General features: G+C 44.4%; 15 protein-coding genes. 6 read left to right on the top strand and 9 right to left on the bottom strand.

What is annotated here, in order from left to right; translation table 11 throughout:
- Positions 1 to 51: 51 nt before the first annotated feature.
- Positions 52 to 780 (top strand): amino acid ABC transporter ATP-binding protein, encoded by a 729-nt coding sequence (locus tag DFP75_RS08845; protein ID WP_110574720.1) that lies wholly within the window; start codon positions 52 to 54, stop codon positions 778 to 780.
- A 161-nt stretch (positions 781 to 941) separates the two neighbouring features.
- Here DFP75_RS08845 and DFP75_RS08840 read toward each other — a convergent pair whose 3' ends face one another.
- Positions 942 to 2162: an MFS transporter gene (locus DFP75_RS08840; protein ID WP_245927017.1), complete on the bottom strand. Its 1221-nt coding sequence runs from the start codon at positions 2160 to 2162 to the stop codon at positions 942 to 944.
- A 161-nt stretch (positions 2163 to 2323) separates the two neighbouring features.
- Here DFP75_RS08840 and DFP75_RS08835 point away from each other — a divergent pair, with 161 nt between their 5' ends.
- On the top strand, positions 2324 to 2944 hold the full coding sequence (locus tag DFP75_RS08835) for a TetR/AcrR family transcriptional regulator (protein ID WP_110574718.1): 621 nt from the start codon (positions 2324 to 2326) through the stop codon (positions 2942 to 2944).
- A gap of 208 nt (positions 2945 to 3152) precedes the next feature.
- On the opposite strand, the gene DFP75_RS08830 is transcribed toward DFP75_RS08835, so the two are convergent.
- Positions 3153 to 3875, bottom strand: a complete 723-nt coding sequence (locus tag DFP75_RS08830; protein WP_110574716.1) for an HPP family protein — start codon at positions 3873 to 3875, stop codon at positions 3153 to 3155.
- A 163-nt stretch (positions 3876 to 4038) separates the two neighbouring features.
- Between DFP75_RS08830 and DFP75_RS08825 the strand changes: the two genes are divergently transcribed.
- Positions 4039 to 4890, top strand: a complete 852-nt coding sequence (locus tag DFP75_RS08825) for a LysR family transcriptional regulator (protein WP_181417012.1) — start codon at positions 4039 to 4041, stop codon at positions 4888 to 4890.
- On the opposite strand, the gene DFP75_RS08820 is transcribed toward DFP75_RS08825, so the two are convergent.
- Together DFP75_RS08820 and DFP75_RS08815 are read right to left on the bottom strand one after the other, a co-directional pair.
- Positions 4873 to 5448 (bottom strand): hypothetical protein, encoded by a 576-nt coding sequence (locus DFP75_RS08820; protein ID WP_110574712.1) that lies wholly within the window; start codon positions 5446 to 5448, stop codon positions 4873 to 4875. The two genes, DFP75_RS08825 and DFP75_RS08820, sit on opposite strands and share 18 nt — an antisense overlap.
- A 16-nt stretch (positions 5449 to 5464) precedes the next feature.
- Positions 5465 to 5815: a DUF805 domain-containing protein gene (locus tag DFP75_RS08815; protein ID WP_110574710.1), complete on the bottom strand. Its 351-nt coding sequence runs from the start codon at positions 5813 to 5815 to the stop codon at positions 5465 to 5467.
- 153 nt (positions 5816 to 5968) lie between these two features.
- On the opposite strand from DFP75_RS08815, the gene DFP75_RS08810 reads away from it, so the two are divergent.
- Positions 5969 to 7018 (top strand): helix-turn-helix domain-containing protein, encoded by a 1050-nt coding sequence (locus tag DFP75_RS08810; protein ID WP_110574708.1) that lies wholly within the window; start codon positions 5969 to 5971, stop codon positions 7016 to 7018.
- Here the strand turns inward: DFP75_RS08810 and DFP75_RS08805 are convergent.
- The gene (locus DFP75_RS08805) at positions 7015 to 8031 is read right to left on the bottom strand and encodes an alpha/beta hydrolase family protein (protein ID WP_110574706.1); all 1017 of its coding nucleotides are present in this window, start codon (positions 8029 to 8031) and stop codon (positions 7015 to 7017) included. The two genes, DFP75_RS08810 and DFP75_RS08805, sit on opposite strands and share 4 nt — an antisense overlap.
- Positions 8032 to 8261: 230 nt before the next feature.
- On the opposite strand from DFP75_RS08805, the gene DFP75_RS18590 reads away from it, so the two are divergent.
- Positions 8262 to 8798 carry a helix-turn-helix transcriptional regulator gene (locus DFP75_RS18590; RefSeq protein ID WP_110574704.1) on the top strand — a complete coding sequence of 179 codons (537 nt, stop codon included), beginning with the start codon at positions 8262 to 8264 and terminating at the stop codon, positions 8796 to 8798.
- Between the two features lie 51 nt (positions 8799 to 8849).
- Here DFP75_RS18590 and DFP75_RS08795 read toward each other — a convergent pair whose 3' ends face one another.
- The 3 genes from DFP75_RS08795 to DFP75_RS08785 all read right to left on the bottom strand — a co-directional run bounded on the left by DFP75_RS08795 (position 8850) and on the right by DFP75_RS08785 (position 10325).
- Positions 8850 to 9164, bottom strand: coding sequence for a 4a-hydroxytetrahydrobiopterin dehydratase (locus DFP75_RS08795; protein WP_110574703.1), 315 nt, complete (start codon positions 9162 to 9164; stop codon positions 8850 to 8852).
- 147 nt (positions 9165 to 9311) lie between these two features.
- A complete protein-coding gene (locus DFP75_RS08790; RefSeq protein WP_110574701.1) occupies positions 9312 to 9734 on the bottom strand; it encodes an organic hydroperoxide resistance protein in 423 nt (140 codons plus the stop codon).
- A gap of 138 nt (positions 9735 to 9872) precedes the next feature.
- Entirely contained in the window at positions 9873 to 10325 is a 453-nt protein-coding gene (locus tag DFP75_RS08785) for a MarR family winged helix-turn-helix transcriptional regulator (RefSeq protein ID WP_110574699.1), read from the bottom strand.
- 139 nt (positions 10326 to 10464) lie between these two features.
- On the opposite strand from DFP75_RS08785, the gene DFP75_RS08780 reads away from it, so the two are divergent.
- Positions 10465 to 10743 carry a putative quinol monooxygenase gene (locus DFP75_RS08780; RefSeq protein WP_110574697.1) on the top strand — a complete coding sequence of 93 codons (279 nt, stop codon included), beginning with the start codon at positions 10465 to 10467 and terminating at the stop codon, positions 10741 to 10743.
- Between the two features lie 13 nt (positions 10744 to 10756).
- Here DFP75_RS08780 and DFP75_RS08775 read toward each other — a convergent pair whose 3' ends face one another.
- Positions 10757 to 11596: a LysR family transcriptional regulator gene (locus DFP75_RS08775; RefSeq protein WP_110574695.1), complete on the bottom strand. Its 840-nt coding sequence runs from the start codon at positions 11594 to 11596 to the stop codon at positions 10757 to 10759.
- Between the last annotated feature and the right edge of the window lie 44 nt (positions 11597 to 11640).

Here is an 11640-nt window from a genome sequence, read left to right as displayed (position 1 = left end):
TGCTCTGTTATCCACTGTCTTTGTACAGCAAGCATCTGGAGAAAAAATTCAATGTCTCTCGTTAACTTACATCAAGTCCATAAATACTATGGCGATCATCATGTGCTAAAAGGCATTGATCTAGACATCAAAGCAGGCGAAGTGGTGTCTATCATCGGCAAAAGTGGCTCTGGCAAAAGTACTCTTCTACGCTGTATTAATGGCTTAGAACAATACCAAGAAGGCGGCATTACTGTTGACGGTAAAGAAGTCACCACAGACGACATTCAGGTGCGTCGTCTTGCGCTTAGCGTTGGAATGATCTTCCAAAACTTCAACCTATTCCCGCACATGACGGTGGGCGAAAACGTCATGCTTGCGCCGACAATTGTGTTGAAGAAAAGCAAAGCCGAGGCCGAAGCAACGGCTCGCGCTATGCTGGAAAAGGTAGGGCTCGCAGATAAATTCGACAGCTTCCCAGAAAAACTTTCTGGCGGTCAGCAACAACGTGTTGCTATCGCCCGCGCCTTAGCCATGTCGCCTAAGGTGTTGCTGTGTGACGAAATCACCTCAGCACTCGACCCTGAATTGGTCGGCGAAGTATTAAAAGTACTCGAACAACTGGCAAAAGAAGGCATCACCTTGGTTCTAGTAACTCATGAAATGAACTTCGCCCGCGACGTCGGCAGCCGAGTTGTCTTCATGCATCAAGGCAAAGTCTGGGAACAAGGCGATCCAAAAACTATCCTATCCAACCCGCAGACAGATGAATTGAAACAATTTATGGGGGCAGTGCTTTAACTATCGCAGAAGCTAAATAAAACCACACGCCAGAGTTGGAGTGTGGTTTTACAAAACGAATTAATTCAAACCTTCGAACGCTTCAAGGAGCTAGCGGAAATAATAATATTCCGTAAAACTTTCTTAAATTGAAGCCCGAACTTAACTAACGATTCTTTCAATCAATGTTCAACGACCGATCTTCCACCGGTACGCGCCCCAGCCTTAAAGGCATGCGAGTGATATAACCAAGCGGTGAGAAGTCCGACCGAAAGTAAAGCCAACACAGACCAAGGGAAAGAGCTAACACCTACTGAATCAAGCAGTATCCCACCAACGATTCCTCCGCCAGCAATAGCAGAATTCCATGCAACAACATTCATAGAAAGCGCCACATCAGCACCATCACCTGCCGCATCGGCCAATGCGGTTTGCAATAAGGTAGATGCGCCTCCAAAAGTGATACCCCACACTACGACACCGATATAGATAATTTCTGGAGATTGAGCACCAAATCCAAATAGCAAAGCAATTAAAGCGAATGCTAAAAGACTTGTTAGAACGGTAGTGCGCAAATATCGGTCCACCAGCATGCCTGCAAACCAAATACCGACAAGGGCTGCAAGACCAAAGGTAAGTAGGACTAAGTCAATTCGTTTCCCAAGCCCTGCTTGCTCCACAAACGGTGCAATATAGGTATAGAGAATATTGTGAGCTAACATCCATGTCATAACCACGCAGAGTACTGGTCGAACTCCGGGACTCATGAAGACTTTCCTCAACGGTAAGCGCTCGTGAGCGGACTGCCCAGGATAGTCAGGAACCTTCGCTATCACCCAGACGATCAAGATAAGTGCCAAACCTGACATAACGCCAAATGCAGTTTGCCAACCGATAGCAGCGCCCATAAATGTGCCAAGAGGTACACCCAAAGACAAAGCAAGAGGGATACCGACCATAGCGACAGCCATTGCGCGGCCTTGCTGATGGGGCTGAACCATACGGCGCGCATAACCTGCTAATAGACTCCAAGCAAGTCCGGCTGCAACGCCCGCGAAGAAACGAGCGACCAATGTTAGAACATAGTTGCTTGATAAAGCGGTAACCGAGTTGAAAATGAAGAAACCGAAGATGGTCAGCAGCAGGACGTTACGCCGCTTCCAGCCACGTGTCGCAATCGTCAACGGTATGGCCGCAAGTAAAGATCCCAAAGCATATGCAGTCACCATTTGACCTGCTATAGCCTGGCTGATATCCAGACCTACACTGATCTGAGATAACAACCCCGCCGGCAATGTCTCTGTGACAATACAAATGAATCCGGTCATGGCCAATGCAAGCAGTGCCGACATAGGTAAGCGATCCGGATCTTCGGCATTTGCTTTATTGAGAGAATTATTCACAAAAAATATCCTTTAAAAATTTGGTGGGTTCCACGTTGGCACTTATGTGTCTCCGCGACGACTTTTAGATCGATTGGTACAAATGTATGACAAACCACTTAATATTGTCAACGACTTATGTATCGAGTAGTATATAAGTCATAAAAGAAATGGAGAAAGAAATGGCAAAAATGGGCAGACCTAGAACATTTGATCGCCAGAAAGCAGTTGTACAAGCTATGCATCTTTTCTGGGAACATGGCTATGAAATGACTTCTCTAAGCCAACTAAAGGCTAATATTGGTGGAGGGATTTCTACGCCAAGCTTTTACGCAGCATTCGGCTCTAAAGAGGAATTGTTCAATGAAGCTGTACAGTGTTATTTAGAGACTTATGCATGCGTAACAGACTCCCTATGGGACGACGAAATTCCTCCCAGAGACGCTGTTGAGCTTGCGCTCCGTCGGTCGACAAAAATGCAATGTGAATCAGGGCATCCCAAGGGATGTATGGTGTCTTTAGGGACAATGAGCGCACCCACGCCAGAGCTTGCTCACGTTGTTGAACCACTTACGGCCTCGCGCTCACGAACACTTCAAGGCTTTGTGCGATGCGTAGAACGCGCAATCGCTATGGGAGAGTTGGCCAAAAAAGCGAACGCTAGGTCTATGGGAATTGCCTTTAATAGTTTCCTGCAGGGCATATCGATTCTAGCTAGAGATGGAATGGATGCCGCGGATCTCGACGCTTCCATTACAGAATTAATGAAACTATGGGATATCGAAGTGTGTCAGCCCAAATAGAATGTATCAATCGGTCAAAGAGCACTTACTTGGCTAGCATGTGCCGAGGAAGAAAAATCAAGGTCTTATCGATATAGTTTGCTGTAACGAGGTAATCTCAAAAATCCATAGATTTAAAAAAGGATAATTGAAAAAAATATGCGAAAACATGCTAGCTCTTTTGCATTAGATATCAATCTCGAGATGAATCAACAAGAGCCATAGCGTCCTATCTCGACAATTTCGCGACACGTTTTTTATGTCGCTCTTTCGCGTGGTCTCTTGCAGCGTTGTAGATGTGCATCAGCTCTTCAGCACTAACGTCGACAAAAATGTCTTCCTGCTCTAGCACATGATAAAGATCCTCCATTTCAAGCAAGTGTTGCTCATTGGAGTCTTGATGAAACGACTTGTTTAAAGAAGCAGGGTAGCGCCGCCAAGAAAACCAATTATTGAGTATAACAGCGAGCACCAACATCGCGATGAGATTGATCAATAAAGGATAGAGTAAAAATTCATAGCCCATTGCATGTATGCTGCTGCCACCAATCACGCAGAATAATGCCGTCGATCCTCCTGGTGGATGCAAGCAACGCAGATAATGCATAACGACAATAGACACACCAACGGCAGCGGCTCCAGTTAAGAAAGACGCCCCAAACTGCTGATAAAAGAAAATGCCAATCAGTGCAGATATTAAATGTCCGACAGCAAAAGGCCACGGCTGAGACAAAGCGCCATGGGGAATGGCGAACAACAAAACCGCGCTGGCACCAATAGATGAAACCACCAGTAACGAATCAGGAAGAGACAAAAATAGACTCGAAAAATAGAACACACTGATCAAAGCGAAGCATGCCGTGATACCCGATACAAAACGTTCAACATGTGAGGTTCTATTTGTTTCAATCCCTATAAATAGAGCTGCATTTCGACATAACGAGAGGAACATGTGAGCAATAACGCCTTATGATAATAAATAGCGAATTCAAACAGCAAAGGCGAACGATCGTGTTTACCTAGTAACGGCGCCATTTTAATGATTAAAATAGCCTCATGTATAACGAATTTAAATGAGGTTTAAGTGCAAAATAGTTGCATTTAAAATAGAGCTTATGGATATAGAGCAAGCAAAGACTTTTCTCGAGATCATTCATGCGGGCACCTTTGCCCGTGCAGCAGAACGCTTATACGTCACTCAAACCACGGTGACCGCTCGGGTTCAAGCGTTAGAAGCATCGTTAAATTGTCGTTTATTTGTGCGTAATAGAGCCGGCGCAAAGCTAACCAAAAGTGGTGAAGCCTTCGTAAAGCCAGCAAAAAATATGGTGGAAGCGTGGGAGCAGGCCAAGCGACTTTGCGGCCTATCAGATTATCAGGCTCAACAAACCTTGAAAATCGGAGGCGAGATCAGCCTTTGGAATCCAATACTCATCGACTGGCTATTGGCAATGAATGACGAAATGCCTCACATGCTCATCAACAGCCAAGTCACGACAACGGACATGTTATATCAATCGCTACAAAGGCAAGAAATCGACGCCATTATTGTTCATAGCCCACGCTATTTGCCTGGCTTAGTTGTGGAACAAATAGCAGAAGAAAAGCTCATCCACGTCGCCTCAAACTTACAAAACATGCCTGATTTGTTTATCGAATGGGGGGAAGAGTTTACCCTTCAGTTTGATCGATGTGTGCCTTTTAATCGTCAGGCTGCGATGCAATTTTCTCTTGGTCCAATGGCTTTAAAATACTTATTAGCTAAAGGTGGAAATGGTTATTTCCGCACCAAAGTAGTCGACCGATATTTGGAACAAGGTCTGTTGCACAAGGTAACAGGCGCGGCAGAGTTTACTTATCCCATTTACCTTGTCTCCCACAAAAATAATGCGCTGCCTGACAACTTCGAACAGGCCAAGAATATACTTCTAGACAGTATGAAAAACATCTCAAGTTGGGAGATTTAACGCATTGCTATTAAGACTACAATTCACGTCTTGGTGATCCAGCCCAAATACTGACGACCAAGACCATTCACCGGGGTTTAGCACAAAGCCATAACTGAGTGTTAAACCAGATTCAATTTTGATGTCGCCAAGTTGGTCATCACTTTGATTGGTTATCACATAATGCTCGCTGACAACTTCATCGCCAGCGATTAGCCTTTCTGCGACTTTATTAGAGTAAATAAGCAGCCGAATGGGCTCAACAGAGTCAATACCAATGCTGTCACCTCCAAAATCTCCTGCTGCGAACCGAATCGGTGAAGAAACACAGGCCGCTAGCTCTTCTTGCCGATTGTCTTTTTTGGCAATCAACACGCCTTTTCCTGCGATACCTCGCAGCTGCAATAAAGTGCCGACTTTTGGCGACTCAATGTAGACCACGGCTTTTATGTTATCTGATAAAGCAAAGTCACTCTGATCCGAATTTTTCGCCTCACGGCTACAAGCAGAGACAGACAAAAGCAACAAAATTGAGCATAAAGTGGTGGATAAGTGGGGTAAGTTATTAACATCTTTCATGTTTGGCTCCTGTTTATCATCTCGCATTATTTTGTGGATAATGTCCAAAATCACTGTCTGGCTCACTCGGTAAAGCCAATAACACCAGCAAAACAAACATGCCTATCGCAGGAATCAAGAGTACTAACAACCACCAAGCCGAACGGTTGGTGTCATGCAATCTACGCACAGTCAAAGACAACATAGGTAAGAAAACCAACAAGCTGTAAAACGCCTCTATTTTCCACGTTGCTTGAAAAACCATTTCCATCACAACAAAGATTAACGAGATAAAACAGTTAACTAAAAAGAACAGCCAAAATGCTTCTACTGATGCCCGCCCAGAAAATTGCGCATAACGCTGCCACGCCTCAAAATACCAGTTCATACTTTTCTCCTTTTTTTTATTCGTCCCGAGGAACATCAAAGGTTTAAAAGTACGTTGATAAGGAAAGATTTACGTCCTAGATCAGGTTTGAGGACGTTCTTGATAAGGATCTAGGACATAATACAGATCTGAGCGGTAAAAAATGGAGCCAAAATGATCGCTATTCCCTTACCTTTTGTGATTGCCCTGTTGTTATCCATGTTGGCAGTTTTATTGTTTATTCGTCGAGAAGAAACCACACCATCCGCGTTTGTTTTTATCGCGTTATGCGCACTAACGATAACGGTCGTTGGCCTGCGTTGGACATTTGATTATGCGCTATTTCGTTTGATTCAACCTATCTTAGCGTCTTGTATTCCTGTTACTGCTTGGTACTGTTTTTCGAGTGCTCACCAACGCTATAAACTAAAAATCTGGCATTTCTTACCGCCAATTTTTGTCACCTTGGCGTCTTTTACTTATCCGTTCTGGCGGCCACCCTTGGACCCAATGTTAACGCTGCTGTATGTGGGTTACGGTATCGCACTCATTCGATCATCTTTTAAGACATCAAACCTTCCTGAACAAGTACGTTTATCCGATATCGACAGCGCTCTAAAAGCCGAACGTAGCGCAGGTGCCATGCTGTTAATGTCTGCCATGATTGATGGTGCTTTGGCGGTCGATTTTTCTTTTTTTGCTGGCGAACATGCACTGATCATCTTGTCTATTGGTCACGCAGTCTTACTGCCTGTTTTGGCTATCAGCGTCATTATGATGAGCCTTAGCATTGCCCCCCACGTTAGCGAGGCATCCGATCAGAGTGAGAAAACAACATCTGCAGAACAATCAAAAGACAAACCTCAGCATCCGTTAACCGACGATGAAGTAAAGGACATAGTGCACAAAATTGACGTGCTGCTTAGCACCAAGGAAGTGTTTCTCGATCCAGACCTCACGCTCGATAGACTCGCCAGAAAAGCCTGTATTCCAGCCCGTCAAATCTCTGCCGCCATCAACCAAGTTTACGGTCGCAACATTTCACAAGTAGTAAACGAATATCGTATTGAACGAGCCAAAACACTGCTGCTCACAACCAACAAGGCCATCACCCAGATTTATATGGATTCTGGCTTTCAAACGAAGTCTAACTTCCATCGAGAGTTTTCTAGGGTGACGCAACAAACGCCGAGCGCCTTTCGGCGCGCTAATATGAAGAGTTAAGAAGCCTGGATAAATCGAATGATGTCTTGATACATTGCCTGATGAAGTTCATCTCGTGACCTGTCGTTACCGTCTTTGCAAACAATGCCATCACCTGGATTTTCCTCTTCGATCAACTCAATGGCGCCGGGTTTACAAAGCTGCATAAAGCTAAAGTGCGCCGCATCTTGGTAGACTATGTATTCACGGTTATTTTGAGGAATATATTGCGCGAGAAAACCAGACTCTTCCGCTTGAGGTAAATCACCAATATCGACATCGGCGGCAAGAATTAAGGTCGGAGAGGTTAAATCCTGCAAACTCTGACGTGACAAGCTTCTCGCCAAACCTAAATCCAACGACACCACACGCTTGATTCGATCATCCTTTAAGCTGCCAGAAGGCTCACCAACTTGTGGTTTATCCAAGCCCAATTCAGGCGTCAAGCCGCACACTCGAGGACTATCTTGAAAAGCACATTCTTGTTTTAGCTGCTCACGATCAAATTGCGCACCAGCAAGCAACATCACCGTCCAGCCACCTAATGAATGCCCAATAGCCGTGACGTCGTTCGCATCGATATTTGGCAATAGGTAAGACTCGTTTAACAACCAATCCAACAAACGGGATAAGTCACCTGCACGCCGCCACCACTGAGCTGCCGCTTGCGCAGAATGATTAAACGACGTGGTTCCAGGGTGATCAAGCGACGCCACAACATAACCGTCTTGTGCCAATTTTGTCGCGAGCCAACTCTGATTACGCCAATTGCCACGATAACCGTGAGAAATCACTACCAGAGGAAATTGCCCCAGCATTGGCATTCCTACACGTACCACACTGCTTCCAAAAAACGCTACGTTTTCCGCAATTTTATCAGTGGGAAAGGTCGTCTGGGATGGATACCAAACACTGGCTTTTAACGGCCTATCGCTGTCCGTGTATAACTGAACCTGATCAAAACCCACCGAATACGCAGAAGCATTCGCCGCCCAACTGATGACCAATAAAACAAAACACGTAAATCGTTTCATGGAGATATTTCCTTTCAAAGTGCTTTTAAAAGAAGTCACAATGAAAGGAAAAGGCGAGTAAAGCGTCCTAAAACAGGATTAAGGACGTTATATCAAGGCATTCAAATGCCCTCCCTCAAAATAAAGTTATTTTAGCCGTTATTGTTACTTATCTGTCATATTAGCTCTGTACCCTCACTTCATTAATAGTATTCAACTATGCTTTATTGAAAGCCTACGGAAATAAAAAAATGAAGATGAAAGATCTATTAGACAGCGCCCAACCGATGAAGAAACATAAATCTAAATCGAAGAAGAATGAGTTAAAAAAGAAGAAACAAGAAAAGTTAGAAGCTAAAAAGCAGGCGAAAACCAAAAAGGAGGTAAAGGCAAAGAAGCCGGCAGAAGTGACTAAAAAACCAGCCAAGGTTTTGCCAGAAGATAGCTCGACGACGAGTAATCCAATTCGTCAGCGTGCGTCGAAAAGCCTAGAGCCGATGACAAATGAAGAACAGTTGATTGCGATCAATCAAATCATTAAACGCTTATTAATGAATGAAATCACACAAGGTATGGCCTTGCGGGAGCTACGTGTAAGTGTCCTAGGTTTAAGACAAGATGCGTACACGAAGCTGACTGGTGTATCGCGTAAAACACTGTCCGAAATCGAAAACGACAAAGGGAATTACACCACTGAAATTATCAATAAGGTGTTCAAACCTTTCGAGATCAAGGTCGGACTGGTGCCTACTTCTAGTCAGTTATTAGCGGCCATAATGGCCAATTAATCGCTCAATAAAAGATATTGGAAGCCAAACTAGATGGCCTCGATATTCGTACTATGCGTTACATTTTGATGCAAAGGCTTCCATTTTCTTCGCTAAATCAAAATCTTTATTAGACACACCTGACACATCGTGGGACGTCAGTTGAATGCTGACTTTATTGTACACATTGAACCATTCTGGGTGATGATCCTTCTTTTCCGCGTACATAGCGCACATCGTCATAAAACCAAAAGCATGCTGAAAGCTTTTAAATTTGAAGGTTTTACTGAGCTTTTCGTCTTCTATCGCCCAATTTTCTGACGTTTCTGTATTTAATTGGTTAAGTGCTTGTTCAATCTCATGCTGTTCGAGCTTTCGATGTGTCATGCTGTTTCACCTCTATTTAAATCAGAAAATTTATCGTACCAAGCACCAGTGTAGTCGCTTAAGCCCACGATTAAAACGCAACAAAAAATCCCTTCTGCAAATTCATGCAAAAGGGACTCTCAGACTAACGCTTCAAATTGAAAGCGTTTATTTGATGGTGAAGTTCACATCAATGTTGCCGCGTGTTGCATTGGAATATGGGCAAACTTTGTGAGCGGCTTCAACCAATTGCTCAACAACGTCTTTTTCTACGCCAGGTACATCCACTTCTAGATCTGCGCAGATAGTAAAACCTTCGCCTTTGGTGTTTTCACCGATACCAATAGTCGCCGTTATGCTGACATCATTTGGAAGTTTCACTTTTTGTTTGGATGCTACCAGCTTAAATGCGCCGATAAAGCAAGCAGAGTAACCAGCGGCAAATAGCTGCTCTGGGTTAGTCCCTTCACCACCCGCGCCGCCGAGTTCTTTTGGCGTGCTTAGGGCAAGATCCAATTTATTATCAGATGAAACAGAACGACCGTCACGGCCACCAGTGGATGTTGCTGTTGCGCTGTAAATAGGTTTCATAATATTGCTCCTTAATAACACTATTGATGAATATTGCTTACTTAATCATTATCGCGATAACTATAAAGTTAAAAATAAAGGCTCACTGAAATGAGCCGATGAATTTATGTTATTGCAATAACTATTATTGCGCAACCCCTATTTTGTAAGTTTTTTCCTAAGGGCAACGAGCTGCTCACGTAAAGCGACCACTTCATTCATATCGATTCCGCAGGCTTCAGCAACACAGCGGTTTACTTCTAAACCTTGTTCACGCAGCTTTTTGCCTTTTTCAGTCAAGGCAATACTCAAGCTACGATCATCGTCCACACCACGTAAACGCTGCACTAATCCATCAGCTTCCATACGCTTGATTACGGGCGTAAGCGCACCAGATTTTTGCCCAAGCGCATCGCTGATGTGCTTCAAGCTCACGCCATCTTGCTCCCACAAAATCAACATCACCGTATATTGCGGATAGGTCAGACCGATCGCTGAAAGCGGCTCTTTATAAAACTGCGTCATCGCAAGAGACGTCGAGTAAAGGGCAAAACACAACTGGTTGTCGAGTAATAATGGATTTTTAGGAAATAGCGAATTGTCAGAAGTCATAAGTTCTCATGGATGGTTGCGCGAATAGTTATAGCGATAATGATTAAACATTTTACACATTAACACCTTCCAAAACATCAAAATGACAATCTTGTTTTAAGACTCTGCTATTATCGAATATCACATAGGACGAACGACCATGTCAAAAGTCACCCTAAGCGGCCATATTGAAGTACCAACAGAAGATCTAGACGCGGTATTGGCAGAACTACCAAACCACATCGCGCTGACTCATCAAGAAGCGGGTTGCATCGCCTTCACGGTGACCCAAGATTCAGACAACCCTCAACGCTTTGATGTGTATGAAGAATTCACCGACAAAGTCGCATTTGAAAAACATCAAACCAGAGTGAAAGCGTCTCATTGGGGTGAAGTGACGAAAAATGTGGAGCGGTTTTATACGGTGACAGAGACTTAAACAGCCTCTAGATTTATTTTCTCACCCGCTCAATCACTTCTTCTATCCACGCAACCGTTAGCCAATCTGGTGCGGAGGCAGAGCGTGAGAAGGCTATTTGTACCGCTGGCAATGCTGGTAATAGATCGCTTTCGATTACTTCCAGTTCGTCATTCACGCTGATGCTAGCAATGGCGGAGATGGCTTTTTCGGCCATTAAAAGGCTTTCAATCAGGGTGAGATTAGCCGTGACGCAATACAGCTGATAATCCGTGCCTTTCTTCTGCAAACCATCAACGGCGCTGGAATGGAATTTACAGCTCGGTTCGTATAACGCCAATGACAAAGGGTTCAGAGTCGTCCAGTCAAAGCCTTTTTTCGCCACCCAGACGCCTTTGTCTTGAAACAAGGTTAAGCCTTCGTCGCTATCAGGCGTTCGCGTGACTATAGCTAAATCCACTTCGCCTTTGTCCATCCATTCTCTTAGTTCAGCCGATGTCCCCGTGCGAATTCGAAAGCGAATATTCGGCAACATGGCTTCCATGACCGTCATGACGACAACGAGTAAATTCGCCACATAATCATTCGGACAACCAAGATTAAGCAAGACACCCTGCTGCGGGCCTTTGATGGATTGTAATGCGCTTTCTTGCAGCTGCAAAATTCGCCGTGCGTAATGAACCAACTGTTGGCCGTCTTCGGTGAGCACTTGCTCTCGACCTTGTTTGCAAAACAGCTCGGTGCCAACTTGTTCTTCCAGTCGTTTCATCTGCATGCTGATGGCCGATGGCGTGCGAAAGGTTTGCATAGCGGCACGCTGAAAACTACCGTGATCGACAATCGCCACTAGGGTTTTTAATAGTTCCGTATCCAATGCCGTTCTCTCATTTGATCATTCATCAAAATGCGTTATGCCAG

Origin of the sequence: Marinomonas alcarazii (assembly GCF_003208215.1) — a bacterium.
Classification (GTDB): Bacteria; Pseudomonadota; Gammaproteobacteria; order Pseudomonadales; family Marinomonadaceae; genus Marinomonas; species Marinomonas alcarazii.
Note: the sequence above shows the minus strand (reverse complement) of the source record. Positions and strands in the feature narration are given on the sequence as shown.